General features: G+C 44.2%; 20 protein-coding genes and 4 tRNA genes. 11 read left to right on the plus strand and 13 right to left on the minus strand.

What is annotated here, in order from left to right; translation table 11 throughout:
- The first annotated feature begins 17 nt into the window (after positions 1 to 17).
- The 7 genes from FTT87_RS05830 (at position 18) to FTT87_RS05860 (ending at position 3,855) form a co-directional block, all read left to right on the plus strand.
- Positions 18 to 93: transfer RNA gene (locus tag FTT87_RS05830), tRNA-Glu, on the plus strand.
- A gap of 314 nt (positions 94 to 407) precedes the next feature.
- Positions 408 to 569 carry a hypothetical protein gene (locus FTT87_RS05835; protein ID WP_171263130.1) on the plus strand — a complete coding sequence of 54 codons (162 nt, stop codon included), beginning with the start codon at positions 408 to 410 and terminating at the stop codon, positions 567 to 569.
- 418 nt (positions 570 to 987) lie between these two features.
- Positions 988 to 1,063, plus strand: a tRNA-Glu gene (locus tag FTT87_RS05840).
- Between the two features lie 110 nt (positions 1,064 to 1,173).
- Complete coding sequence (locus FTT87_RS05845) at positions 1,174 to 2,592, plus strand: amino acid permease (RefSeq protein WP_086194954.1); 1,419 nt, start codon at positions 1,174 to 1,176, stop codon at positions 2,590 to 2,592.
- An 80-nt stretch (positions 2,593 to 2,672) separates the two neighbouring features.
- A complete protein-coding gene (locus FTT87_RS05850) occupies positions 2,673 to 3,566 on the plus strand; it encodes a hypothetical protein (protein ID WP_086194953.1) in 894 nt (297 codons plus the stop codon).
- A gap of 127 nt (positions 3,567 to 3,693) precedes the next feature.
- A tRNA-Glu gene (locus FTT87_RS05855) sits at positions 3,694 to 3,769 on the plus strand.
- Positions 3,770 to 3,779: 10 nt separating this feature from the next.
- A tRNA-Glu gene (locus tag FTT87_RS05860) sits at positions 3,780 to 3,855 on the plus strand.
- A 222-nt stretch (positions 3,856 to 4,077) separates the two neighbouring features.
- Here FTT87_RS05860 and FTT87_RS05865 read toward each other — a convergent pair.
- From FTT87_RS05865 to FTT87_RS05890, 6 genes are all read right to left on the minus strand, one after another.
- Complete coding sequence (locus FTT87_RS05865) at positions 4,078 to 5,322, minus strand: NADH:flavin oxidoreductase/NADH oxidase family protein (RefSeq protein ID WP_086194952.1); 1,245 nt, start codon at positions 5,320 to 5,322, stop codon at positions 4,078 to 4,080.
- A 100-nt stretch (positions 5,323 to 5,422) separates the two neighbouring features.
- Positions 5,423 to 7,012, minus strand: a complete 1,590-nt coding sequence (locus tag FTT87_RS05870) for an ABC transporter ATP-binding protein (protein ID WP_086194951.1) — start codon at positions 7,010 to 7,012, stop codon at positions 5,423 to 5,425.
- A complete protein-coding gene (locus FTT87_RS05875; RefSeq protein ID WP_180081396.1) occupies positions 6,987 to 8,000 on the minus strand; it encodes an ABC transporter permease in 1,014 nt (337 codons plus the stop codon). Before FTT87_RS05875 ends, FTT87_RS05870 begins: the two co-directional genes overlap by 26 nt.
- Positions 8,000 to 9,064, minus strand: coding sequence for a microcin C ABC transporter permease YejB (locus tag FTT87_RS05880; protein WP_086194949.1), 1,065 nt, complete (start codon positions 9,062 to 9,064; stop codon positions 8,000 to 8,002). Before FTT87_RS05880 ends, FTT87_RS05875 begins: the two co-directional genes overlap by 1 nt.
- A gap of 39 nt (positions 9,065 to 9,103) precedes the next feature.
- The gene (locus FTT87_RS05885) at positions 9,104 to 10,942 is read right to left on the minus strand and encodes an extracellular solute-binding protein (RefSeq protein WP_180081398.1); all 1,839 of its coding nucleotides are present in this window, start codon (positions 10,940 to 10,942) and stop codon (positions 9,104 to 9,106) included.
- A gap of 28 nt (positions 10,943 to 10,970) precedes the next feature.
- Positions 10,971 to 14,249 (minus strand): LysM peptidoglycan-binding domain-containing protein, encoded by a 3,279-nt coding sequence (locus FTT87_RS05890; RefSeq protein WP_180042734.1) that lies wholly within the window; start codon positions 14,247 to 14,249, stop codon positions 10,971 to 10,973.
- A gap of 221 nt (positions 14,250 to 14,470) precedes the next feature.
- On the opposite strand from FTT87_RS05890, the gene dnaQ reads away from it, so the two are divergent.
- The 3 genes from dnaQ to nudC all read left to right on the plus strand — a co-directional run bounded on the left by dnaQ (position 14,471) and on the right by nudC (position 18,489).
- A complete protein-coding gene (gene dnaQ, locus FTT87_RS05895; protein ID WP_180081400.1) occupies positions 14,471 to 15,943 on the plus strand; it encodes a DNA polymerase III subunit epsilon in 1,473 nt (490 codons plus the stop codon).
- 126 nt (positions 15,944 to 16,069) lie between these two features.
- Positions 16,070 to 17,716, plus strand: coding sequence for a chemotaxis protein (locus tag FTT87_RS05900; protein ID WP_180042736.1), 1,647 nt, complete (start codon positions 16,070 to 16,072; stop codon positions 17,714 to 17,716).
- Positions 17,716 to 18,489, plus strand: a complete 774-nt coding sequence (gene nudC / locus FTT87_RS05905) for an NAD(+) diphosphatase (RefSeq protein WP_180042737.1) — start codon at positions 17,716 to 17,718, stop codon at positions 18,487 to 18,489. Before FTT87_RS05900 ends, nudC begins: the two co-directional genes overlap by 1 nt.
- 1 nt (position 18,490) lies before the next feature.
- On the opposite strand, the gene FTT87_RS05910 is transcribed toward nudC, so the two are convergent.
- From FTT87_RS05910 to FTT87_RS05925, 4 genes are read right to left on the minus strand one after another with little or no spacing between them, the layout of a single operon-like run.
- Complete coding sequence (locus FTT87_RS05910) at positions 18,491 to 19,378, minus strand: alpha/beta hydrolase (RefSeq protein WP_086194943.1); 888 nt, start codon at positions 19,376 to 19,378, stop codon at positions 18,491 to 18,493.
- Positions 19,368 to 20,051, minus strand: coding sequence for a BON domain-containing protein (locus FTT87_RS05915; protein WP_166170967.1), 684 nt, complete (start codon positions 20,049 to 20,051; stop codon positions 19,368 to 19,370). Before FTT87_RS05915 ends, FTT87_RS05910 begins: the two co-directional genes overlap by 11 nt.
- A gap of 60 nt (positions 20,052 to 20,111) precedes the next feature.
- Entirely contained in the window at positions 20,112 to 20,540 is a 429-nt protein-coding gene (locus FTT87_RS05920) for a YraN family protein (RefSeq protein ID WP_086194941.1), read from the minus strand.
- The gene (locus FTT87_RS05925) at positions 20,537 to 21,475 is read right to left on the minus strand and encodes a penicillin-binding protein activator (protein ID WP_180042738.1); all 939 of its coding nucleotides are present in this window, start codon (positions 21,473 to 21,475) and stop codon (positions 20,537 to 20,539) included. The genes FTT87_RS05920 and FTT87_RS05925 overlap by 4 nt, the downstream gene beginning before the upstream one ends.
- A gap of 12 nt (positions 21,476 to 21,487) precedes the next feature.
- Here FTT87_RS05925 and rsmI point away from each other — a divergent pair, with 12 nt between their 5' ends.
- Positions 21,488 to 22,327: a 16S rRNA (cytidine(1402)-2'-O)-methyltransferase gene (gene rsmI / locus FTT87_RS05930; protein ID WP_086194939.1), complete on the plus strand. Its 840-nt coding sequence runs from the start codon at positions 21,488 to 21,490 to the stop codon at positions 22,325 to 22,327.
- Between the two features lie 80 nt (positions 22,328 to 22,407).
- Here the strand turns inward: rsmI and FTT87_RS05935 are convergent, their stop codons facing one another.
- The 3 genes from FTT87_RS05935 to ubiH form a co-directional block, all read right to left on the minus strand.
- On the minus strand, positions 22,408 to 22,656 hold the full coding sequence (locus tag FTT87_RS05935; RefSeq protein ID WP_180042739.1) for a hypothetical protein: 249 nt from the start codon (positions 22,654 to 22,656) through the stop codon (positions 22,408 to 22,410).
- 176 nt (positions 22,657 to 22,832) lie between these two features.
- Complete coding sequence (locus tag FTT87_RS05940) at positions 22,833 to 24,080, minus strand: FAD-dependent monooxygenase (protein WP_086194937.1); 1,248 nt, start codon at positions 24,078 to 24,080, stop codon at positions 22,833 to 22,835.
- Positions 24,077 to 25,285: a 2-octaprenyl-6-methoxyphenyl hydroxylase gene (gene ubiH / locus FTT87_RS05945; protein ID WP_086194936.1), complete on the minus strand. Its 1,209-nt coding sequence runs from the start codon at positions 25,283 to 25,285 to the stop codon at positions 24,077 to 24,079. The genes FTT87_RS05940 and ubiH overlap by 4 nt, the downstream gene beginning before the upstream one ends.
- Positions 25,286 to 25,795: the final 510 nt, after the last annotated feature.

Raw genomic sequence — 25,795 nt, forward strand, 5'->3', positions numbered from 1 at the left:
ACCGCCATCTTCTAAACGTCCCTATCGTCTAGAGGCCTAGGACATCGCCCTTTCACGGCGGTAACCGGGGTTCGAATCCCCGTAGGGACGCCATCTATTTTTATCTTCTTTATTTCTCTAACTACTCATCTAAGCTTTTAGATGCGCACTACATCTCCTTTATTTTCACTTCCGAAAATGTTTTAAAATTAAAACCTTGACCCACATATTCACATCCATAGCCCTTTAAAAAGCTGTCATAACTTGCGGATAATCACCAAACATTATTTCTAAAATTACTCATCCTATCCTGAATATTCATTTTCAAAGCTTGATTTTTAAAGTTTAGCCTTAAGTGCTACAGCACCCTTTTTTTATCACCATTTGCATGCTAAGTTCACTCTATTGAAATCAATGCCCCTGAAATCATGTTGAAAAAAGCTTTTATTGTTTTAATCATTCTTCTTCCCTCAGCTTTATATTTATATATCGTCAGCAAAGATAAATCTCCAGACAAAGATTCATCAATCACGCCAGCAGCAGCTCCAGCACAAGAGAAAGCTCAAAAATATCAAACACCAGACCACTAATTTGTGGTCTTTTAAATTTCAGTTTTCCATCAACTCCTCTGAATCATGGAAAATTTGATTTATTTGATAATTCACGTACCCCCCTAAAATAATACGTTCAATTTATTATTTATCTTATGCACTATTATTATCAACCTTCGCAGCATTCGTCTGATGGGAAACCTAAGCCATCGCTAAACAGAGAGACCACAACAAGCCATCTCTTTCAGTTATCCTTAGATGGCGCATTGATACAAGTTGTATCGTGCTAAAAATTCATACTGTTTTAAAGTGACAGATCAAGTAGCTTTTAAAAACTGTGCTTTTTTTATTTTAGATTTGTCATTTTTTATGCAATTAATTCAATATTTTAAAAATAACACAATTACAGGTTTGACAGCTTTATTAAAAATCCATAATATACGCATCACCTCCTAACGACCCTATCGTCTAGAGGCCTAGGACATCGCCCTTTCACGGCGGTAACCGGGGTTCGAATCCCCGTAGGGTCGCCATATATCGTGCTATACGATCATTCAAGCTTCAACACTTATCATTATTACATTGCAGATTTGTAGTTTTTCACTACAATAGTTCGCTTCATTTTTCTTTTTCATTTTCTCTTATGCAGTCATCTCATACTCCGAATGATGCTACGCATCAGGGCAATTCTGCGCCTTTAAAACGCGCTATGAGTACTCGACATCTGGTCATGATTTCGCTAGGCGGCGCAATCGGAACGGGGTTATTTTTAGGTTCGGGTGAAGTCATTGCACAAACGGGGCCTGTAGGTGCCATCATCTCCTATGTATTAGGCGGTTTAATTGCCTATGCAGTCATGCTTTGCCTGGGCGAACTTGCGGTACACATGCCCGAATCAGGTTCTTTTGGTACCTATGCACGCAGATATATTGGTCCAGGTACCGGTTATATGATTACCTGGTTGTACTGGCTGACCTGGACTGCCACCCTTGGAACCGAATTTACCGCCGCAGCCTTGCTGATGCAGGAATGGTTTCCGCAAATTTCAGTCTGGATCTGGACCATCGTTTTTGCCGCTATTGTTTTTGGGCTCAATATGAGTTCAACAAAGTTATTTGCAGAGTCTGAATTCTGGCTATCTCTGGTCAAAGTCGTGACCGTGATTAGCTTTATTATTTTAGGCTTATTGGCAATTTTTGGTGTGCTTTCGTTTCAGGGTCACAGTTCTGCGCCTTTATTTAGCAACATTACGGCTCAGGGCTGGTTTCCTCAAGGCTTATTTCCAATTTTCGCCACCATGCTGATTGTCAACTTCGCTTTCTCTGGAACTGAACTGATTGGTGTTGCCGCAGGTGAAACCCAGGATCCGGCTAAAAACGTACCCAAAGCCATCAATGCTGCCATCTGGCGACTGCTGATTTTCTTTGTCGGCACAATTGTAGTGATTAGCGCACTGTTACCGCATCAGATGGCAGGCTTGGGGGCTGAAGGTGTCAGTAGCAGTCCGTTTGTAACAGTATTTACCTATATCGGTATTCCACATGCGGAAGATATCATCCGCTTTGTGATTATCACTGCGCTGTTATCAGCAGCCAACTCGGGTTTATATGCCGCGTCCCGCATGATGTGGTCTTTATCTGACAAAAAACAGTTACCTGCCGTGTTCTCTAAAGTGAACCACCGTGGCATTCCTTTTGTGGCGATTATTGTCACCATGCTTGGTGCGATTCCGGGCTTATTGTCAGAGCAGTTTGCACCGGAAACCATCTTCAAGAACCTGCTGGGTGTAGCTGCATTTACCATGGTGGTGGTCTGGATGAGCATTTGCTTAAGCCAGTTCAATTTCCGTCGTCAGTGGTATAAGGCCGGTCATACCGTGCAAGAGCTAGGCTTTGCAGCACCGCTGTTCCCGATTGTACCGATTCTGGGTTTTGTGTTCTGTTTTATTACCTGTATCAGTATGGCAGCAGATCCGGAAATGCTGGCCGGCTTTATTGGCTGCCTGCTGTTTATTGCGGGTTGTTATCTCAGTTACCATGTTTTCTATCGAAAGCAAAACTAACACAGAAAAGGAGTGGTCAAGTACCGCTCTTTTTTTTACGCTCAATCAAGCTACCCTTTCTATAAAAGCTCTGACCATGTATGAAAATCATTTTTATTCACGGCATGAATCAACAGAATTACGATCAACCTTCATTAAAACAGCATTGGCTATCCGCTTTTCAGACCGGCCTACGCAATTCCCGGCAAAATATTGATCTTAAGGCTCTGGAACTGCGCTTTCCTTTTTATGGCGATTTGCTCAGCAAACATCATTTATATAACAGCCTGGATCTGGAGACCTTTTTACCCAAGTCCATCTCCCATTTTCATCTTCCCTTTCATTTAAGACATAACACTACCATTGTCCCGGAACATCATCCCTGTGCGAGCAGATTACCGAGTGTAAATCCCGAAAGCTCTGAGTCATTCACGCAGCGATTGGCCCTCATTAGCGCACTTACCAGAGATCATGCATTTAAGGAACTGGCACTATTTCTAAATCATTATCCCAAGCTACATGAAACATTCATCCATAAATTCCTGATTGAAACCTATTTATATTTATCCAATCCCGATTTCATGCATGAAGTCCATTACCGGATCATGTCTTATCTTCATCCCGAGCTAGATCATATTATTGTGGCGCATTCCCTCGGTTCGGTCATTACCTATAACCTGCTGCATCAATATCCGCATTTTAGAATTCAGCGCTTTATTACCCTAGGCTCTCCCCTGGCTTTTAGAGTCATTCAGGAAAAACTCGTCACCCCAATTTCCAGACCACCCCAACTGCAGGGTGACTGGTTTAATTTTTATTCACCCGATGATTTTTTGACTGCTTTTCCTTTATCAGAAGCACCTTTCAATTTTCAGCCACCGATCATTAACCAAGCGATTACTACATCTTTTTATAATCCTCACAGTATTATCGGTTACTTACAGCATCCAGCGGTGGTCAACAGCATCATTGGGGGTTTAAGCGCAGAAAAATAGTGATTTTCAAAACACATTTCATACATTTGTTTTATTTTTATTCAGTTGAGTCTATTTTTAAACATTATCCCAGAAAAAGGTTTGACAGGGTGTCCTATCCACCCTATTATACGCCCACCTCTGAAACGTCCCTATCGTCTAGAGGCCTAGGACATCGCCCTTTCACGGCGGTAACCGGGGTTCGAATCCCCGTAGGGACGCCAATACTTAGATGACCCTATCGTCTAGAGGCCTAGGACATCGCCCTTTCACGGCGGTAACCGGGGTTCGAATCCCCGTAGGGTCGCCATATTCGAGAGAGTAATATCTCAGCAAAAAGCCTGATCGTCATGAATCAGGCTTTTTTGTTTTTAAATGGATTGAATTTCAATATTGCTTGATCTTTGCTGTACATCTAAAGAAATTATAAAAATAGAGCAGACCTGCCTTTCAATGTACACGGAAAAAAAGAACGATGGTCTGCTGTTGCTGTGCAGTTTCAGTCTTACTGGTCTAAAGCCCAGTCATCCAGTTAAGCACTACGGCGTGAATTAATCTGCCCTTTAATCATTGCGGTAATATTGTTTTTGGCATATTTCAAAAATACTTTCAGCGGTGACAGTTTTGGATTTGGACGTTTACCACGCGCAATATCCTTAAACTGTGCGGCATACCAGATAATTTCCATAATTGCCATTTTATCGACCATCGGAATGCCGGTTTTAATTTTATTCACCGCATAACGAACGTCCTGTCCAGCGATCAGTCGATCGGTTAAATCGGTTTCCACCGCCAATGGACGGGCAATACCAATAAAATCACACGCGCCACTGTCGAGTGCTGCGTTCATCCCTTCTACAGTACGGAAGCCACCAGTCACCATTAAATGACACTGCACTTCCTTACGGATTTTCTCGGCAAAATCGAGGAAATAAGCTTCACGTGCAATGCTACTGGCTTTGCGCTTATCCTCTTTCGCGCCCGCCATAGCCGGAGCTTCATAGGTTCCGCCAGAAATCTCAATCAGATCGATTCCAGCAGCATCTATGGCTTTAAAGACCGCAACTACTTCATCTTCGGTAATGCCGCCACGCTGGAAATCAGCCGAGTTCAGTTTCACGGAAATGATAAATTGATCCGAGGTTGCCGCACGGACAGCCTTATAAATTTCCAGCAGGAAGCGCATCCGGTTTTCAATCGGACCACCCCATTGATCCTGACGTTTGTTGGTCAATGGCGATAAAAACTGGCTGATCAGATAACCATGCGCACCATGCAACTGTATGCCCTCAAAGCCAGCTTTTTCGCAGATTTGTGCAGAAATGGCAAAACGCTGGATAATATCGAGAATCTCATCTTCACGTAATTCACGTGGTGTGCCAAAGGTGGTTGCCAGTGCAGGAGAAAAAGGCACAGTCGAAGGTGCTACGGTTTCCCTATTTAGACCTTTAGGACACTGGCGGCCGGGATGGGACAATTGAACCAGTTGTACCATGTCATATTTCTTGCCGAGCGCTGCCCATTGCTGTAGCTTGGCCAAATCGCGTTCTGAATCAATCACCACCACGCCCGGTTCATTTTTGGCGCGGAAATCTACCATCACATTACCGGTAATGGCACAGCCCAAGCCACCTTTGGCCCAGGTTTCATAAAGATTAAAATGCAACTGGCTGGGCTGACCTGCATCATTTGCCAGAGCTTCACTCATTGCGGCTTTGATAATTCTATTTTTAAAGGTGGTATGTCGAATGATGGTTGCTTCAGCAAGATGGCTCATCTCTCAATCCTGACTTATTTGTATTTATATAGAGTGAAAACTCTAACCTGAATATACAATTCGTCAATAGGCTATTTGACAATATGACTTGTCAGTAACTTCAAATATACTGACTGGCCTCAATCAGCTGCCGGGTATATTCAGTTTTCGGATTTAAAAACAACTGTTCAGTGTCTTGAAATTCCATGACCTGCGCCCGACGTAACACCAGCACTTTCTGACACAGGGCTTTAACCACTTGCAGGTCATGGCTGATAAACAGATAACTGATCTGATGTTCCTGCTGCAAACGTCTGAGTAATTTCACTATGGCGCGCTGCGTGGTACGGTCCAGCGCCGAGGTCGGTTCATCCAGTATCAGCAGTTTAGGACTCAACACCAAAGCGCGTGCCAAGGCGACACGCTGACGTTGCCCACCTGACAACTCATGTGGATAACGGATTCTAAAGCTGATGGGCAATTCCACTTTTTCCAGGGCCTCATCAATCCGCTCTGATATTTCAGTCGATGAGAGTTTTTTTAAGCCCAATCCCTCACCAATGGTTTGCTCCACATTCAAACGTGGATTTAAACTGCTAAACGGGTCTTGAAACACAATCTGAAATTCAGCGCGTAAAGGCCGTAACTGTTTTTCATTGCACCGATTTAAATCTGTGCCAAGCAGCACAATTTCACCGTCACTTTTAATCAAGCGGCTAATGGCCAAAGCCAGTGAACTTTTACCTGAACCACTTTCCCCGACAATGCCAATCGATTCACCTTGGGCTAACTGTAAGTCCAAAGGCTCGACCGCAATAAAGTAGTCTTTGACCCAGTTGAGTAATCCCTGCTTGATCGGGAACTTCACCGCAACCTGCTTTAAGGTCAATAAATTTTCAGCTTCTGGAATATGCAGCGCTTCACCAAAATCATGATTCAGCAAATCACGAGTATAGGCCTGTTTCGGATGTTGAAATATTTCCGCTACGCTGCCCTGTTCTTCTACTACACCTTTGTTCATTACAATGACCTGATCGGCATAGCGACGTACCAGATTAAGATCATGGCTGATCAGAATCATCGCCATATTTCGGCTTTGCTGCAAAGATTTAAGCAGTTTTAAAATCTGTGCTTGCAAGGTAACATCCAGTGCTGTGGTCGGCTCATCGGCAATCAGAATGTCCGGATCTAAGGCCAGTGCCATGGCAATCATCACGCGCTGCCGCTGTCCGCCAGAAAGCTCATGCGGATAACGGCGCAATTTCTCTTCAGGGTCGGGAATGCCGACATCTTTTAATAATTCAATAATTCGTGCTTTGGCCTTTTGTTTGGACCAGCCTTGCAGCAATAAGGTTTCACCAATAATTTTTTCCACCCTGTGCAAGGGATTTAAAGCCGTCATCGGTTCCTGAAAAATCATGGCAATTTTCTGGCCACGAATTTGTCGTAACTGTTCAGTTTTCAGTGCCAGTAGATTTTGCTGTCCCAATAAGGCCTGACCTTGAATCTTCAAAGTACTGGGTAACAGTCCGAGTAAAGCCAAACTGCTAATCGACTTACCCGAACCACTTTCACCGACCAGTGCAACGGTTTCACCGGCATGCAACTGAAAATTCAGGTCAGCTACCAGCACATGCTCTGCTTGCCGGATATTTAAATGCTGCACGCTTAACAAGGCTTGCGGATTATTGGCGTCTTGGATCGAATGCATCACGTGTCGCCTCCCCAATATAAATCAGTAAAGATAGGACAATGGCCAGAGTAAAGAAGCCGGATAGTGCCAGCCATGGTGAATTCAGGTTGGATTTACCCTGCAACAACAGCTCGCCTAAAGAGGCTGCATCCGGTGGTAAACCGTAGCCTAAAAAGTCCAATGCCGTCAGTGCAGTGATGTTGGCTGTGAGCATAAAAGGGAGCTGTGACAGGCTGGAACTCATGGCATTGGGCAAGATGTGGCGCAGCATAATGGTTCGGTCTGTGACGCCCAGACTACGTGCGGCACGGACGTAGTCCAGATGACGCGCCTTTAAAAATTCCACACGTACCAGACCGACCAAAGTGGTCCAGCCAAATAACAGCATGATCAGAAACAGCCAGTAGACGTTTGGAGTAAACATGCTGACCAGAATCATCACCATGAATAGCATCGGCAAACCACCCCATACCTCCAGGATACGCTGTCCCAATAAATCGACCCAGCCACCGTAATAGCCCTGAATCGCACCTACAGCAATACCTAAAAGCGCTGATGCAATTGTGAGTGCAAAACCAAATAGCAGTGAAACCCTCAAACCATATAGAATACGGGCCAATACATCACGTCCCTGATCATCGGTACCTAACCAGTTTTGCGAGGTCGGTGCAGATGGCACCGGTACTGCCAGTTCCAAATTGGGTGTTTGATAGGAATATTGAATCAGTGGCCAGATCGCCCAGCCTTTTTCATCAATCAATTGCTGCACGACCGGGTCTTTATAATCAGCTTCAGTTTCAAACACCCCGCCAAAAGTCGTTTCCGGATAAGACTTGAACACCGGCACATACAGTGAATGTTTATAGCTTACCAACAGCGGTTTATCGTTGGCGATCAGTTCAGAAGCCAGCGACAACACAAAAATCACGGCAAAAAGGATTAAGCAGCCAAAACCGAGTTTATTTTCCTGAAAGCGTTTCAGGCGTGCTTGCATTAACGGGGACATTATTCAGCACCTCGCGAATCAAAATTAATCCGCGGGTCAATCACCTGATACAGCACATCACTGATTAATCGCAGAATCAGACCCAGCAAGGTAAATAAGAACAGGGTTCCGAAAATAACCGGATAATCACGCTGCTGGATGGCTTCAAAGCCCAGCAGCCCCAAACCATCCAGATTGAAGATAATTTCAATAAACAGGTTGCCAACAAAGAAAATCCCGATCAGCGCTTCAGGCAAACCGGCAATCACTATCAGCATGGCATTACGAAAAACATGACCATAGAGTACCCGTGATTCTGTCAGGCCTTTAGAGCGCGCTGCCAGTACATACTGCTTGTTTAATTCTTCCATAAAGGAATATTTGGTCAAATAGGTCAGCCCGGCAAAGCCGCCAATCACCATCGCCATTAAAGGCAAGGTCATATGCCAGAAATAGTCTTTGATTTTGCCCAGCCAGCTTAGGCTGTGAAAATTTTCCGACACCAGGCCTTGCAGCGGGAACCACTGAAAATAGGAACCACCCGCAAAGAACACAATCAGTAACACTGCAAATACAAAAGCTGGAACGGCATAACCAATCGCCAGTAACAACGAGGTAGATTTATCAAACAGCATGCCATGCTGCCGGGCTTTTTTAATACCCAAAGGAATAGATACCAGATAAATCAGCAAAGTGCTCCATAATCCCAGAGACAAGGACACCGGCATTTTTTCCCACAACAATTGCGTCACCGGCTTGTCTTTAAAAAAACTGCTGCCAAAATCGAAGCTGGCATAACTTTTCAGCATGTCCCAGAAGCGGATGTGCGCAGGCTGATCAAAGCCGTATTGGGCTTTAATCTTTTCCACCATTTCTGCACTTAAACCTTTTGCTCCCTGATAATTATTTTTTGCAGCAGCAGTTTCGCCACCCGTTGCACCCAAGCCCTGAAAAGCTTCTGCCTGTTGAATGGCTTGCTCAACCGGTCCACCCGGCGCAATCTGGATCACCACAAAGTTAATCAACAAAATGAAAAACAGCGTTGGAATAATCAGCAGCAGTCTTTTTAATATATATATGCCCATCGAAACAGTGTTCCCTGTGCCTGCGTTATGACTTATTGTTTATTTTTGACCTAAATACCGGGTCACTTTTTGCGCTTGCCCGGCATCACTCCACCAGTAGTCAATGCCCGATGACAACTTCGGTTTCACTTTCGGTTGATGATACATGTTCCAGTAAGCAAACCAGTTTTCACCCTTGCCATAGGTCGGAATTTGATAATAACCGGCACGCAATAAACGATCCAGCACCCGGGTTTTCAGCACCAGTTGCTCACGACTCGGTGCATGAATAACCTGCTGTACAATCGCATCAATCACAGGATTTTTAATACCGGCATAGTTGTAGTTTCCCGGCTGATCTGCCGATGCACTGCCCCAGAACTGTGCCTGCTCATTGCCCGGATTGAGCGACTGCGGCATCACGTTGGTGGTCATGTCAAAATCCTTGGTCCGCATGCGCTCGATATACTGCGGCACATCGACATGGCGGATCGCCACTTCCACACCCAAACGTTTCATATTGCGAATAAAAGGCATCAGGGTACGCTGCAAACCATCCTGATGGATTAAAAATTCAATCCGGATCGGCTTGCCTTGGGTATCCAGCAAACGGCCATTTTTAAAGGTATAGCCGGCTTTGATGAGCAACTGGCGTGCAGTCAGCAGATTATTGCGATTAAATCCGCTGGCATCCGACACCGGATATTTCCAATTTTGCAGCACTCCCTGCCGCTGAATCGGATTCAGTCGGGCTAGATAGGGTTTTAAAATGGCCAGCTCTGCAGGACTGGGCGTGCCTTTGGCTTCCAATTCACTGTTGGCAAAATAGCTTTGTAAGCGTCGATACTGTCCGTAAAACAGCGCCTTGTTTTGCCATTCAAAATCATAAGCATAGGTGATGGCTTGGCGAAACCGGATGTCTTGAAAAGGCGCACGACGGGTATTAAAGACAAAACTTTGTGTTGGAATCGGGTTCTGGTGCTGGAACCGGTATTTCACCACCATGCCTGCTTGGACGGCGGGAAAATGATATTCAGTCACCCATTTACGTGCGGTAAATTCTTCATGCAGGGTATATTGGCCCGACTTAAAGCCTTCAAAGGCAATATCCAGATTGCGGTAATAGACATATTTCAGGCGATCAAAGTTATATCGTCCTTTATTAACCGCTAAGTCTTTACCCCAATAGTTTGGATTGCGTTTATAGCTAATACTGCGTCCTGCATCTATGCGATCAATCAAGTATGGACCTGATCCCAAAATCGGTTGCATGGTGACCCGAGTGAAATCCTTCTTCTGCCAATCGCGTTTTGAATAAATTGGCATTTGCGCCAGAATCAGCGGCATCTCTGCATTATTGGCAGACTTAAAACTCATCTTGACTGCATATTTAGACAATACTTCGGTTTTATCCAGATCGGCCAGATACATTTGCAGTCCCGGATTGGACTTGGTTTGATACGTATCAAAAGTGAATTTGATGTCTTCGGCAGTCACTGCACTGCCATCGCTAAAACGTGCTTTGGGATTGAGATGGAAAATGACAAATTGGGTCTGCTTGGGATCATAAGTCACTTTCTCCGCTAGCAAAGGATACATCACCCCCGGCTCGTCTAGTGAATTCGACATCAGCGAATCAAACAGGTATTCCACCCCATCGGTTGAGCTGCCTTTGCCATTCATACTGTTTAAATTGTCAAAAGTCCCATTACTGGCAGTACTTAAATAGCCACCTTTAGGCGCCTGAGCATTGGCATATGGCATAAACGACAAGCCAGCATATTTTGGCTGGCTATGAATGGCAATATAGGGCGTGGTCTGCACGGCAGCCCATAGCCCTTGTGTCAAAAGACTAAGCCCCCATGCAAAACCCCAATATTTCGCCCTGGCAAATGACATCTAAACTGACTCCCTGTCTTTGCATTTATTATAAGTTTGGAACTTTAATCACATCACCAATTCGCAATTGTTTATTGGGTTGCATATCATTCATTTCTGCAAGTTTCGAACTTTCCAGACCATAACGGCTGGCCAGCCCAATCAGGGTGTCACCACGTTTGACTTTATATTCAACCACAGTTTTAGGAATAACAATCTGCTGACCCACACGTAAACCGGCACGGACATTCAAATCATTCATCGCCGCCAATTCAGCAACCGATACCCCTGTCCGGTTGGCAATGGCATTTAAAGACTCGCCCGCTTTCACGGTATACGCATCGGTATTTTTAGATGATTTCACTGCTTTTGCGATAGGCTCATCCACTTTAGCATCCAGTTTTGGCAGATCCCCGTCAATTTTTAAACGTTGCCCAATACGGACAGTAGAATTGCGGGTTAAGCCATTCAATGCAGCTAAATAATCCAGCTGTAAATGATATTTTTTCGCAATATTGCTTAATGTCTCGCCAGATTTAACCACATGGCTATCACTCTTTTCAAAGCTGACTTTTTCAATTTTCGCTTCTACTTTGTTAGATGCTGCGACAGGTTCTTCACCCGTCAGTTTCAAACGCTGTCCTACACGTAAACCCGTATTGCGGTTAATGCCGTTGATATTGGCAAGATAATCCATGCCTAAATTGTATTTGGCAGAAATGGCCGACAGGCTATCCCCGGATTGCACGGTATAACTCTCCGGCACATTTGAACTTACAGGAATCTTCAGGGTTTGACCTACCCGGACGCCACTGTTGTTGGATAATTTATTCAGCTGTGCCAGTTCAGTTAAGGCAATTTTCGATTTGGCTGCAATGCTCGACAGGGTATCGCCACGTTGCACCTGATAATTTTCCGTTTTATAGGATGGCTCAATGACTACCGGATCTATTTTAACCGGACTCACTTTTTCTTCCGGCTTGCTGTTTACTTCATGCAGTGGCACATTAATTTTTTGTCCTACCATTAAGCTGCTGCCTGCAGTTAATCCGCTGGTTAAATCGGCCAACTCCTGATTAGATAAGGCATATCGATCTGCAATCAGTTTGAGATATTCACCACGTTTGACCACATAAGATTTGGTCTTCACTTTAGCAGCGGGTTTTGAATTATTGTTCTTAGTTTCAACAATATCGGAATGACTTTGAGCAGTTTCTTTTAACGATAATTTTTGCCCCACACGCAAACCACTGCTGACCGATAAATTGTTGAAATCTGCCAGCTGCTTCACCGACAAGCCAAACTGGCTAGCCACTCCAGTCAGACTATCATTGGCCTGAACTACATAGGTTTCAGGCTGTGCTTTAGACTTAGTTGATGAAGAGGTTTCGGTATTTTTTTCACTATTTTGTGGTTTGGCATCATATAAATAAATACTGGTTCCCACGTACAACGGCGAGTTTGGATCAATCTGGTTCCATTTGGCTACATCACGCCAGTTCAGGCCATTTTTCATGGCAATGACGGCTAAAGTATCGCCCTGTTGAACGGTATAGGTACTGCGTTTTCCTTTTGGCGCAACCACTACAATTTCAGTATCTGTCTTAACGTAATTTTTACCCTGGTTACGTTTAGCTTCATCTGAATCAGGCTTGGTACTTTCCGCCACACCTTTTGGATAAGCAAAACCTTTGGTTAACTCCTTACCTTGCTGTTCAGCTACCGACAAACTGGTTTGAATGGCCGTTAACTTAATTTTGCCGTCAAACGGATCGACAATTTCGGTGCCTTGCGGTGCAATCGCTTTAATTTCTGCTACGACTTTTTCCTGTTCAGCTTTACTGGCTACCGGTTGCAGTACCTGTTCTAGCGTTTTATTTTCACCTTCCGCTTTCACTGCCGCCATAATCTGCTCGCGCTCAGCAGCAGACAATGGAGGTTCTACCGTCACAGGCTTGACATTCGCCACCTGACTCACCGCAACAGGAATACGTGGTGCACTTGGAATATCGCTATTTGCAGCAAAAGATGCCAAGGCATCAGAGCCTTGAGGCGTAGCCATACGTTTGCTACTTGAAGGCTTTGTTACTGCCACAGGATTTGCCGCATTCACTGGGGTAACAGTGGCTGGCTGCGAAGTTTTAGGCGTGTTTGTAGCTAATACCGGTGGTGCTGTTTTGGCCGGATTAATCACTTGCGTATTTAACTCAGGCGGATTGCTTCTTTCCAGAGTAAAAGGTTTTGCCGTGCTTGCCCATAGCGCACCTGAACTCGGTGAGAGTTTCTTGAGCCTTGCATCAATAGCAGGGCTTAAATCCGCAGGAATAATGATCTTCATCGGGCTTTGCTCATCAACCCAGTCCCCACGATGTCCTGGATTTAACTGGTACAGCTCGGCACGGCTTAAACCGGTAATGGAGGCGACTTCATTTAAGTTTACCGGCCCGACCGATACCTCCCTAAAGTGAGGACGGTTGGCAATCGGCGGTAAAGACACCCCATAGGCCCCCGGATTTTTAATAATTTGCGCTACGGCCAGGAAGCGTGGCACATAGTTCATGGTTTCCTGAGGCAGTTTCAGTGACCAGTAATCTGTAGGCAAGCCAGCCGCCTTATTGCGGTTAATCGCCTGCTGGATCCGTCCCGGACCTGCGTTATACGCTGCCAAAGCCAGTTCCCATGAACCAAACTGGTTATATAAGCCGCCCAGAAACTCATAAGCTGCACGGGTCGATTCCACCACATCACGACGGCCATCATACAGGCTGGTCTGTCTTAAACCATAAATCCGTCCGGTACTTGGGATAAATTGCCACATCCCGGCAGCGGCTGCACTACTGGTCGCTGCAGGGTCATAGGAACTTTCAATAATCGGCAATAAAGCCAGTTCTGTTGGTAAACCACGGCGTTCCGCTTCTTTCACCGTATGATAAAGATAACGTGAAGCACGGGCACTTAAACGGTCCAGATAAGGTTGTCGGGAAATGAACCAGCCGCGCTGTGCTTCAATACGGGAGTCCCAATGGCTCTGATCCATCTTGAAACCGACGGTCATACGCTTCCAGACATCACCATGTTTCAAGATCAGCAGGCGATCGCCTTCTACTGCGCTCATGTCTGTTGCAGACAATAAATCTTCCAATGAATCCAAGCTGTCGGCATCCAGGTATCCGGATGAACCCACCATTTTCGATTTTGAGCCATGTGTCACACTTTGGCTTGAAGAACAGCCTGACAGTCCCAATGCAGCTAAAGCTGAACCCAGTACTGTTATTTTTAAAAAATTGGGTAATGTAGGCTGCCACAAAATCGCGGTTGGTTTATACATAAAAAAATCCAAACAACTCGTATAAAATTTATTTTTTAGATCTGCCATTGTAGTGAAGCATGAGGGAGACACAAGGGATTAATTTAGCGCGATTTCACTATAAATGTTACAAGAATTTAAAAAATAACCGTGTAATACACTTTTAAAGTGAAATTGCGTTATACAATATGCCAATCACTTGGTTTATTTGACTCTCATTTTAGCGTTCGGATTTGGTTTATATGACTCAAACAATCACTCTCTATGTCGATGGCGCGTGTCGCGGCAATCCTGGTTTAGGCGGTTGGGGTGCATATATCATTACAGAATCGGAAAAGCATAAACTGTGTGGCGGAGAAGCGGAAACCACCAATAACCGCATGGAACTCACCGCGGCAATTGAAGGTATTCAGTTTTGTCCACACGATGCCAAACTGATCATCTGGACCGATTCCAAATATGTTAAACAAGGCATTACCGAATGGATTCATGGCTGGAAAAAGAAAAACTGGAAAGATGTCAAAAATCCGGACCTGTGGAAATTACTGGATGCGACTTGTCAGGGTCGTGACATTGAATGGAACTGGATCAAAGGTCATGCCGGACATCCGGGTAATGAGATGGCCGATCAACTGGCCAATCGGGGCGCCGATCAAACCTTAAAAGCCATGAAAAATCTATTATCATCTGCCGAAACTGTTTTAGAACAAGCCGACATGCTGGATAAAAAAAAAGCTGAAAAAGACTGGTTGTTAGATGACCCCTTTGGTTTCGACCTGATGGAAGCCGAGCTGCAAGATGACAATGAAATTTTAGACAATGAGTCTTTAGTAAATGAGCCTTCAGAAAGTGAAGTCTTAGAAAGCACATTGTTAGAAAACACAGAACAAGAAACCGATCAGGCAAATAGTATGCAGGAACAAAGTGAAGATCTGGACACGATTGTACCTAACATTACGACTGCTTCGGATAAACCCCTGCACCCGCATATCATGATTACGCCACGAAGCAAAGAAGTTCATGGTCCTCGCCAGCTAATTCTGGATACCGAAACCACCGGTTTCTATTTTCAGGACACGGACCGGATTATTGAGGTGGGCGCGATTGAAATGGTCAACCGCAAACTGACTGGCAGTTCGATTCATATTTATATCAACCCGCAAAAACCGGTGGGTGAATCTGAAAATATTCACGGTATTTCAGATGAGTTTCTGAAAGACAAACCGCTTTATGCAGAAATTGCCGATGTGCTGTTTGACTACCTAAAAGGTGCAGAAATTATTGCGCATAATGCCACCTTCGATATGAACTTCCTCGATATGGAGTTCAAACGTGCAGGCTTTGTGACCTTATCGGAAGTCTGTGAAGTGACCGATACCTTGGCCATGGCCAAGAACAAGCACCCGGGACAAAAGAACTCTCTCGATGCTTTGGTGCGCCGTTATGAAATTCCGCAGCGTGACCGTACTTTCCACGGTGCCTTACTCGATGCCGAAATTCTGGCTGATGTCTACCTAGCCATGACCGGCGGTCAGGTGTCTTTCGATATGGATACCCTGACCGAAGCCGAGCAACAACAGAGTCAAGCAGCCCGCTCCACTGTACAAATAGAGCTGCCTGTGATTTTACCTTCAGCCGAAGAATTAGCAGAACATGAGAATTGGGTCAAACAATTTGAAGAAAAACATGGAACAGCTTGTCTTTTTGCAAAATAAAATCTACATTTCTAGTGGTTTTTTGTATTTAAACGTTTAACAGTTACGTTATAGTTAAACGTAAAGAAGTTTGGCCTTGAACGGGCTACTCATAAACAGATAAAACACTAGGAAAGGTGCAGATCCATGTCTTCTTACCAAACCTCTATTCATTTTGACCCGACTGCATTGCTGATAATAAAAAATGAGGTTGATAACTCCATTAAATTAGTTGAATCAGCGGTGAGTTCTTTGGCAGAAGACCACACTTTACCCTTTGGTATTGACGATGCACTAAATCAGTTTGAACAATGTGCCCAGGTGCTTGCGCTCATTGATATGCAAAGTCTGGCTAAAATTGCCCAGTACTCAGCAGAGTTAATGCGCAAGATTATGCAGAATCCTGCGCAAATTAATACTCAGGAAGTGGTGGCCCTAAGTGAAGGCACCACCATGTTGAAACGTTACATCGAATTTATTTGCTTACGCGAAGTTAAAATTCCACAATTCCTGCTCGAAACCCTGAATCGTCTGGAAATTGTGCTGGGTAAACCGATTAGCCATGAAGGTCAGTATATCGAGCCATTACTGGACTGTATTACTCCTGATTTTAAGCTGCCTCAAGCACCAAGTCTGGAAAAGTCACAATATGTACATCGCCTGTACAAACTGTCTTTAAACAAGCTGCTGAAACAGGAAGAAACTGAATTTGACCTGCAGGCGATCAAACTGGTCGGTGCCTATTTGGCAGGTCTGGCAGAAAATACGCCAAGCAAACAATACTGGAATCTGGTGCATGTGGCATTTAATCAGGTGAACCATTTATTGATCAATGATGCACGTTTACGCACCCTGATCGGTATTGAACGCAATATGGCACAATATTTTAGTGCTCCAGATCGCTTCAAGCCAAGTCTGTCTGATCTAGCCAACATCTTAAGCTTGTGTATTAGTCAGGAAGATGAGACGGCTCAACATATCCGTAGCCAGCTAAACATTGGTGAAGATCATTTGACCGATACCCAATTGCAGGTATTTAGCCGCCATCTTTATGGTCCTGATTTTGATACCATGCATACCATTAGTGAACTTGTGACCACAGAAATGGCGCAAATTCGTAATGATATCGAATTCAACTATCAAAACATGACCGCTGAGAAAACGCAGCAACTGCAAGCTCAATTACTCAATCTTGCCAATATCTTTAAAGTATTGAACCTAAATGAAGCATATAACGATTTATCGCGTCAGGCTGCATCACTTAGCCAAGGTGATATCTTAAAAGATGAAAATTTTGCACAGCAGTTGATGAATTGCATTTTGTCAGCAATGAACTCGATTGGAGTCCTTGAACGCCATTACACCTCAAGCCGTTTACAACTTCGTGTAAATAATATGAACATTTCTTTAGACCGTTTAGATGAAGCACATGAGGCTTTACTGAACGAAACTAGAGCCGTGATTGAGCTTTCCAGCCAAATCTTGATGCAGTACCTGCAAGATCAAAATCTGGCTGCGCTTGAGAATATTCCAACCCAATTGCGTGAAATTGGTGGTGCCCTGCTGTTCTTAAATGCCGAATCAGGTCGAACTTCATTGAATACAGCTGCGACCTTTATTCAACAGCAAATTGAAAATTCTGCAACGATCACTGCTGAACAAATCAACCACACCCTCGATACTTTAGCCAGTGCCGACATGCTGATCGACAATTTAAAATCGAAACAGCCTGTCCTCCAGTCCATGTTTGATGTAGCATTGCAAAGTAGCGAAAAACTGAAAACTGTTGCCTAATGTCTGAATTGTCACTTGCTTATATCTTCCATCAACATCAACTTCTAGTCGATGAAAACTTTCAACTCCCTCGGGTAGAACGTTTAGCAAGTGACCTTCACTTCAACACGGGTGATCAGGTGATTGCCCGTGACCTTCTCGAAAATGAGCCTATTCCAGCAGGCTTGCAACTGGTTCCTATCCGTCAATTGTTAACCTTGTGGGATACCCAACAGTTTGAAGCCGCCAGTCGTGCCATCCAGCTGTTAGAATGGCGCCGCAACCACAAGTTCTGTAGTCATTGTGGACATCCAACTGAAGCCCATGCGACTGAATATGCCATGGTTTGCCCAGCATGTGGTTATCATCAATATCCGCGGGTACAGCCCTGCGTCATCACCATCATTACCCGTGGTCAAGATGAAATTTTGCTGGCTAAAAATGCCAACAACAAAAGTAATATGTACGGTCTGATTGCCGGTTTTGTTGAGGTAGGAGAAACGCTGGAAGAAGCTGTACGCCGTGAAACTTTTGAGGAAGTGGGATTAAAAGTAAAAAATATTCAGTATCTTGCCAGCCAGCCCTGGCCTTTCCCGAGTAACTTGATGCTCGCCTTCCGTGCTGAATATGCTTCTGGAGAAATCAAGCTGCAAGAAGAAGAAATTAGCGACGCGCAATTCTTTAAAATGGATCAACTGCCTGAAATTCCATTTAAAGGCAGTATTGCCTACGCCATGATTAAACATATTACCGAAGGTCATCCCGTAGCAGATGATACCCGTGAATGGCTATAAACTAGGGTTTTAAAGCTTCATCCAGAACCGCCAAAATTTGTTTCTTGGTCTGGAAATAGCGACTGAACAAACTGGAAACAGAACCCATAATGGACACATGTCCAGTACCCGGGATGGTAATCATCTGGCTATGATTACCCTTTTCCTGCAGAATACGATGTAGATCTTCGGAATTATTATGACCGACCACCTGATCATTTGCCGCTAAAAACAGGTAATGTCGCACGGTATTGGTTTCAACAAAATAATAAGGCATCACCTGTTGATAAGGTACGCTTTGATCAAAGGCATCTGCACAGATCGGATCATCTTTATAATCAAAATGATAAGGGCCAGACAAACCAATAATGGCTCGAATCTGGCTGCGGCATTGCAAAGGGTAAGGTGTCGGATGATAGAGTGCCGACATGACATTAAATGCACCGGCTGAATGGCCCATCAATACCAGTTTTTCCGTCTGAATATTGTATCTGGACTGATGCTGAGTCAAATAGTTTAATGCCAGGCTCAGATCATCAATATAACTGGGAAATACATGCTCGGGAGCAAGATGATAATTGATCACCGCAACATCATAGCCTTCTCTGGCGAAAGCCTCTCCCACAAAGCGGTAATCTTTTTTATCTCCATGCAGCCATGCCCCACCATGCACAAATACAATTAAAGCACGCTGTTCACGCGGTACTTCGCTGGTAAAAATATCCAGGCGTTGCCGGGCTTTCAAGCCATAAGCAATGTTTTCAATTACCGTATAGCCTTTACGCGGGGTTAAACGGTTTAAGGCATAGCTACCAAAATCGTAAAGGCGAAAATCCTTGTACAGGATTTGCACTTTTTCGACTTTTTGCTGGATTTCCTTTCTAACTGTTTGTACAACCTTATTGAGCATAGGTGGGCTCTGCTTGATCCGGATCAATAGCCACTGGTGTCTGTTCGACAGGCTGTGCATTCACGACAGGACTACTAAAACTTGAAGTCCTTATAGCAGACTGTTCCACATTGTCAATCAGAGTAATAATTTTGGTGACATTGCCGACTTGTTGCAGCACCTGATTCAGATCATTAATTTCCGCAGTATTTAAACGCCCCATCACATATAAAACACCATCTTCGGTGTGAATGCGCACTTTGCTATCAGACACTACCACGGCTTTCATAATCAGACCACGTGTATTCGCAGTTACCGTGGTATCTTGCATAATAGTGCTATAACCAATCTGGTTACCCACAGCAATGTAATTATGTACGGTTTTTACATCACTCATGGCACGGACATTATCTTCAGCCAACTGTTTTAAGTGTGCATCCGGCACTTGACCGGTTAACAATACATTGCCATGAAAACTTTCAATATTGACACGAGATTGTTTAAAGCGACTGTCTAATTTATATAAATTGATTTTAGCGGTACGTTCTATAGAGGAATCGATAAACACCTGTCCAAGAGAACGGGCGCCACTTTCTGTACCTACCGGGGCCGATCCTGTGCCACTCGAGATAAAACTTGCACAACCAGATAAACTTGCTACACACAGTAACGTCATTGCAATACGGTTAAACACTCAGCAAGACTCCTCATTATTCAGTTCTATTTTATGTCAGCATTTACGCTATGATTTTGTTCAAAGATTAATAAACTCTTCATCAAAAGTAAAAGCATTTTCAATCCATTGTTGATCATAAGTGAATTTAGAAAAATCTTGCTGTATGGTTTTTGCAAATTGTTGAAGAAAATCAAAACAAATCACATCAAAACGACAATAAAAGGTTTGCAATTCCGGATGGGCATGTAAAAAGCACAGCGCCGATTTCATAATTTTGCGCCGTTTGGAAAAAGAAATGCTTTCGAAGGACTGGGCATACTGGGTGACTGAACGTGCTTTGACTTCGACAAAAACCAGTTCCTGAGCCTGCTGTACAATCAGGTCAATTTCCCCGTAACGGCAATGATAATTTGCCACAATCAGCTGGAAGCCTTGAGCCTGCAATAATATTAAAGTCTGCTGTTCAGCCCATTGCCCCAAGTTTAAATGTGCCGCAAGCTTTGTCATAACAATGCCCGGATTCCCTTTTTAGTATTTTCGAAGCAATGTGGAATGCGCTGGATTTGATTGTTATTGACTTGAACTAGTCCGGTACGTCCCTGAAACTGCATACTTTTTAAATTGGGTTCAGCCAAATACTGGCTCGCAATATGCCAGGCATCGCCACCAAAAGCGATCAGGCGCTGATAGGCTATGGGAATGGCATTTGCTTGAACAGCCTGGATGACATCTGGCCATTCCGAGCCATATAAGGCCGGAGCATCACAAAATTTTACCCCTACCGGCAATGTCTGACCTTGTTCAACGGCATTTGCTAAAATATAAATGTTTTTATGCGGCAACTGGGGCAGCTTATTCAGCCAGGCATTATTCCCCAATAATAATAAACCAGTATGCTTATTTAACTTTTTGGGTGCTTCTTCGATTAAATTCAGGCGGTAATTTGTTTGAGTGAGTAAAGAAATCAGAAACAGTTCATTATCAATTTCAGCATCTTTTTGCTGCAACACATAAAGCTCTTTGATTTTGTCATTCTGCAATACCTGATTCAGTGCCACCGCATCATCCTGCTTGGACAAACTAAATTGTTCAACGTTGGCAAACTGCGATGATGCATCATTTAAGGCCAGAACTCGAACCTTCGGCTTTGCCTTGATTAAAGCTTCCACATCCTGACGGGCTAAAGGTCCGATCACCATCTGGGTTTTTTTATTGACATTTTGTTTAAGCAACTGCGCAATCGGTTTTTTGTCCGAGTTTACAAATTTAATGGGGGTTTCCAGCTCTGATGCCTGATAAGCATTCATAAAACCCTGTTTGACACTTAATCCGGCTCGCGCCAAAGGTCCCGATTCGGGTAAAATGACCAGCACTTCAGCTTGAGCGTGATTGAAAATGCAATACAGGATGAAGCCAATTAATTTTTTATTATTATTCAACATTGGAGAAACCTTATGAGTGCTCAGTTATTTGTTGTAGCGACCCCAATTGGGCACTTAGATGACATTACTTATCGTGCTATTGATATTCTAAAGTCTGTAAGTATCATCGCAGCAGAAGATACGCGTACTTCCGCTCAATTATTAAAGCACTTTAATATATCAACTCCACTGACTGCCTGTCACGAACATAATGAAAGCAATAAAATTAACATCTTGATCCAGCGCTTGCTGAATGGCGAAAATATGGCACTGATCAGTGATGCAGGTACGCCGCTGATTAGCGATCCGGGGTTTAAACTGGTTCGTGCAGCACAAGAACATAATATTCGCGTTATTCCTGTTCCCGGTGCCTGTGCAGCCATTGCAGCACTCAGTTCTGTCGGTTTACCGAGTGACCGCTTCAGTTTCGAAGGTTTCCTACCTTCACGCCAGTCACAACGTCTGAGCCAGCTGGAAAAACTGAAAGATGAAACCCAGACCCTGATTTTTTACGAAGCACCACATCGTATTTTAGAGTCGGTCAAAGATATGGCCCAGGTATTTGGTGCCAATCGTCCTGTGGGTTTTGCCCGTGAAATTACCAAAACCTTTGAAACCATCAAAAAGATGACTTTGGCAGAACTGGTTCAGTTTATTGAAGCTGACCACAACCAGCAAAAAGGTGAAATTGTGCTGGTCATTGGCGGTGCAACTGAAGAAAAGGATCTGGAACAGGAAAAACTGGACCAGCTATTGACCCGTTTATTACAGGATTTATCCGTAAAAGCGGCTTCACAATTGGCCGCAGATTTAACCGGAATAAAAAAGAAAGTGGCGTATCAACGCGCTTTAGAACTTAGCAATAAGGTCTGAGCAACTGTCAGTTGAAAAGCAAAAAGCATCACGAAAAGTGATGCTTTTTATTCTGTAGCCAAACCCGACAAAAGAATCAATTAATCTTTTGCTGACTCGTCTGCAGGCACTTCAGTAATACGACCGCCACGCGCAAGGAAAGCAGCCACCTCGTCTTCCAGTGCTTGACGCTGTTTCAGTTTAGCAGTCACTGTCAGTGTTTCAGCTTCAGCCAAATCACCATCAGTTGCAACTGAATCACTGTCAGATGCACCTTTTTCAGCAGCTTTTGCTTCATCTTCATCTACTGCAGTATCTTCTACATCATCGTAGTCATTCATATCTGTCATCTTTCTTTCTCCCCAAAAATGACGTCTATCACTTCAATTTGAATTGATTGCGAACTAGGAAGAAATTTAGCAATCTCTGTAGGTTTCGCATAGAGTCAATTTAAAAAAAATCGTATCTTTTTTAACCAAAAAAGTAACCTTGTATAAATATTTGTACAAAAAACAGTTTTTCAGCCTTAAACCGCATATTGTGTATCTTTTAAGATCTGCAATCCGTTGGCTTGAGCCATGAAGGCATCTTTTAATGCCGCATGTTGCTCCACTTGTTTTAAGCCAAAATTTCGTGCCCAAACCACGGGAAACAGTTGGGTCGTTTCCATCCATCCAATTGCAGACATGCTGTGCATCATGGCATCGTTTTGACCTTTACGGCGGTGTTCATAGCGCTGTAAGCTTTGTTCATGCGCCCATACTCCACGTTTCAAATCATGCAACAGTACATCGCATAAAATGGCTGCGTCCAGACAGCCAATATTGACCCCTTGACCGGCCAGCGGATGAATCACATGTGCGGCATCTCCAATCAAGGCTAAACCGGCTTTGACATACTGCTGTGCGGCACGTGCTTTAAGCGGAAACTGTGCTCGTGGTGTTGCCTCTAAAACCTCACCCAGCATGTGATGACTTTCACGCGTGAGCAACGCAGTAAAATCGGCATCATTTAAAGCGGCATATTCTGCTGCATAATCATCTGGTAATGTCCAGACAATGGATTGCCAATAGCCTTGCTGTTCCGGCTTTAAACTGGCCATCGGTAAAAAGGCCAATGGGCCAGTTTCCAGAAAAATCTGACGAGCCACATGTTGATGCGGCTGGGCAGTTCGAATGGCACAGCTCAAACCGGCCTGTTTATAATCCAGAATATCGAGATCAATAAAGGCCTGTTCACGAACAAAGGAATTTGCACCATCCGCGCCAATCAGCAGTCTGGTTTTTAATTGGGTGCCGTCTGCCAGATGAATCTGCCAGATTCCCGCTACGCCCTGCTCTATAGCTGTGACCTTAACCTGAGTACGATAATCCTGAAGCTGCTCCAGCATTTTTTCTTGAATGGCCAAGTTCAACAAACTTGGCTCGACCATTGAACCCAAAGCTTGCTCAACCGATGGCATTTGCTCTGCTGCATGCCCAAAGTTAATTTCACCATAGCCATTTTTATTCCACACTTGCATGCCTGTGTATGGCTGTTGGCGTGCCAGCCTATCCCAAACACCGGCCGTTTTCAGTAAATGAATGGTCGCCTGGCTGAGTGCCAACACACGCGGGTTGGCAACACTTTTGGTTTTCTCTGCATCCAGAATGGGGGCTGCATCCAGTACCGTGGCCTGCACACCACCTTGAGCTAACAGCAATGCAGTCAGACCACCAACCAGACCACCACCTATAATGACCACATTTAAAACATCAGATTGAACTTGACTCATGCTTTTAACCCCATTGCATAATTGGCAACCAGAGGTTTAATCCCTGGAATGGTATCAAAAGCGACCAAGCCGGTATTACGAATGAATTTTAGAACAGGGTTGTTATTGCTAAAACCACGCACCACCGAATCACAGAACTTGATCACACGTTGCTGATCGGTCAGACGGGATTTTTCATAGTCTTGCAGCATGGCTGCATCACCTAAGTCGGCTTGCTTTGCGACTTGTTCTATTAAATAACGGAGCAAAACATAAGCATCACGCATACACAGGTTAAAGCCCTGACCGGCTACCGGGTGGATGGTATGGGCTGCATTGCCCATCAGTACCACACGTCCAACAGCCTGTTTTTCTGCCAAAACTTGCGACAAAGGGTAACTAAAACGCTTAGCAGTTTTCTGGAATTTACCCGCACGGTCACCATAGGTTTGCTGTAAAGCATTAAGGAAGTGCTGGTCATTTTCATCGCCCAGCCATTCGCCTTCTGTACCTTTTTGCACCGGCCAAACCACTGAACGACGGTATTCACCCGGTAATGGTAACAGCGCTAAAGGTCCAAGCGGGCTAAAACGTTCAAAGCCGACATGGTTATGCGGTTTTGAAGTTTGTACAGTCGTAACAATAGCCACTTGATCATAGTCATGTACCGATGCACCAATGCCTAAGGCTTTACGGCAGAATGAATCACGGCCATCCGCAGCTATGACCAGCCTGGATTGTAAAGCTAAGGTTTCTTCGCCACGTTGCGCTGCGATATAAGCAAAGTCAGCATCTTGGGTCAGTGAGGTCACTTGTACGCCATCAATCAGTTCAATCAATGGCTGTTTGCGTACTTCTGTTAGCAGTACACGGCCGAGCCAGGCATTCTCAATCACTTGACCAAAACTTTCGACTTTTTCCTGTTCTGCTTTTAAACGTGCCTTGCCAAAGCTGCCCTGTTCGGTAATATGCACTTCCAGAATTGGCGTGGCATGTTCCTGCAAGGCATTCCATAAGCCCAGTTCCTGATAAATTTGTACGCTACGGCGTGACAAGGCACTGTTACGTGCATCAAAGCTCGAATGATAGGGAGCAAGATCGGCATCATCATAATTGGGGTACTTAATTGCTTCGAGCAGCTTCACTGCAATATTTGCCTTAGCCAACATCAAGGCTAAACTTAGCCCGACCATACCACCGCCTACGATGATTACTTCTTGCTGCATGTTTTGATCCTTTTATGTCGTATCTATCAGGTTGAGATACTTATAATCTTGATTGATTTTATATTACCTCAAAGAAATTTATTTTTATAATGAATTAGCGCTGCACTTTTAGATGATATCCAATTATGAATGGATTTCAGCCAGGCTAAGCCGATTATCTAGCTGTCTTGGCTCCATAAAAAGTGTTTAGTGCTTACGCTGTAAACATCATAAGGGTATTGCTTAAATCTCAACCATGAAAAAATATGTGGAAGCAATCGGTTTCAAGTCTATATGGATGTGAAATTCCTCACAGGAAAACCATCAGCTTGTAATGTAGAAGCAAAAACGGAGCTTAAGCTCCGTTTTTACAGACTCAAATGAAATTCTCATAACACAATGATTTGACATACTCCCACCACTTTCGACTAGCTCAAGTGGGGGATTCTAAAAGCAAAGGCTCTTAGGCGACTTCCTCACGGATTTCGCTTGCTTTCTGCTTCGCAGGGCGACCTTTACTGCGTCTTCCCT

Source organism: Acinetobacter sp. YH01022 (assembly GCF_013420235.1).
GTDB lineage: Bacteria > Pseudomonadota > Gammaproteobacteria > Pseudomonadales > Moraxellaceae > Acinetobacter.

What these genes read in the sequence shown, in the direction of transcription:
- nudC (WP_180042737.1), top strand. Translation starts at nt 17,716, where the DNA reads ATGTCTGAATTGTCACTTGCTTATATCTTCCATCAACATCAACTTCTA.
- FTT87_RS05920 (WP_086194941.1), bottom strand. Translation starts at nt 20,540, where the DNA reads ATGACAAAGCTTGCGGCACATTTAAACTTGGGGCAATGGGCTGAACAG.
- FTT87_RS05850 (WP_086194953.1), top strand. Translation starts at nt 2,673, where the DNA reads ATGAAAATCATTTTTATTCACGGCATGAATCAACAGAATTACGATCAA.
- FTT87_RS05865 (WP_086194952.1), bottom strand. Translation starts at nt 5,322, where the DNA reads ATGAGCCATCTTGCTGAAGCAACCATCATTCGACATACCACCTTTAAA.
- FTT87_RS05835 (WP_171263130.1), top strand. Translation starts at nt 408, where the DNA reads ATGTTGAAAAAAGCTTTTATTGTTTTAATCATTCTTCTTCCCTCAGCT.
- FTT87_RS05900 (WP_180042736.1), top strand. Translation starts at nt 16,070, where the DNA reads ATGTCTTCTTACCAAACCTCTATTCATTTTGACCCGACTGCATTGCTG.
- FTT87_RS05880 (WP_086194949.1), bottom strand. Translation starts at nt 9,064, where the DNA reads ATGGGCATATATATATTAAAAAGACTGCTGCTGATTATTCCAACGCTG.
- FTT87_RS05875 (WP_180081396.1), bottom strand. Translation starts at nt 8,000, where the DNA reads ATGTCCCCGTTAATGCAAGCACGCCTGAAACGCTTTCAGGAAAATAAA.
- FTT87_RS05935 (WP_180042739.1), bottom strand. Translation starts at nt 22,656, where the DNA reads ATGACAGATATGAATGACTACGATGATGTAGAAGATACTGCAGTAGAT.
- FTT87_RS05870 (WP_086194951.1), bottom strand. Translation starts at nt 7,012, where the DNA reads ATGCATTCGATCCAAGACGCCAATAATCCGCAAGCCTTGTTAAGCGTG.
- FTT87_RS05885 (WP_180081398.1), bottom strand. Translation starts at nt 10,942, where the DNA reads ATGTCATTTGCCAGGGCGAAATATTGGGGTTTTGCATGGGGGCTTAGT.
- FTT87_RS05940 (WP_086194937.1), bottom strand. Translation starts at nt 24,080, where the DNA reads ATGAGTCAAGTTCAATCTGATGTTTTAAATGTGGTCATTATAGGTGGT.
- ubiH (WP_086194936.1), bottom strand. Translation starts at nt 25,285, where the DNA reads ATGCAGCAAGAAGTAATCATCGTAGGCGGTGGTATGGTCGGGCTAAGT.
- rsmI (WP_086194939.1), top strand. Translation starts at nt 21,488, where the DNA reads ATGAGTGCTCAGTTATTTGTTGTAGCGACCCCAATTGGGCACTTAGAT.
- FTT87_RS05925 (WP_180042738.1), bottom strand. Translation starts at nt 21,475, where the DNA reads ATGTTGAATAATAATAAAAAATTAATTGGCTTCATCCTGTATTGCATT.
- FTT87_RS05845 (WP_086194954.1), top strand. Translation starts at nt 1,174, where the DNA reads ATGCAGTCATCTCATACTCCGAATGATGCTACGCATCAGGGCAATTCT.
- FTT87_RS05910 (WP_086194943.1), bottom strand. Translation starts at nt 19,378, where the DNA reads ATGCTCAATAAGGTTGTACAAACAGTTAGAAAGGAAATCCAGCAAAAA.
- dnaQ (WP_180081400.1), top strand. Translation starts at nt 14,471, where the DNA reads ATGACTCAAACAATCACTCTCTATGTCGATGGCGCGTGTCGCGGCAAT.
- FTT87_RS05890 (WP_180042734.1), bottom strand. Translation starts at nt 14,249, where the DNA reads ATGTATAAACCAACCGCGATTTTGTGGCAGCCTACATTACCCAATTTT.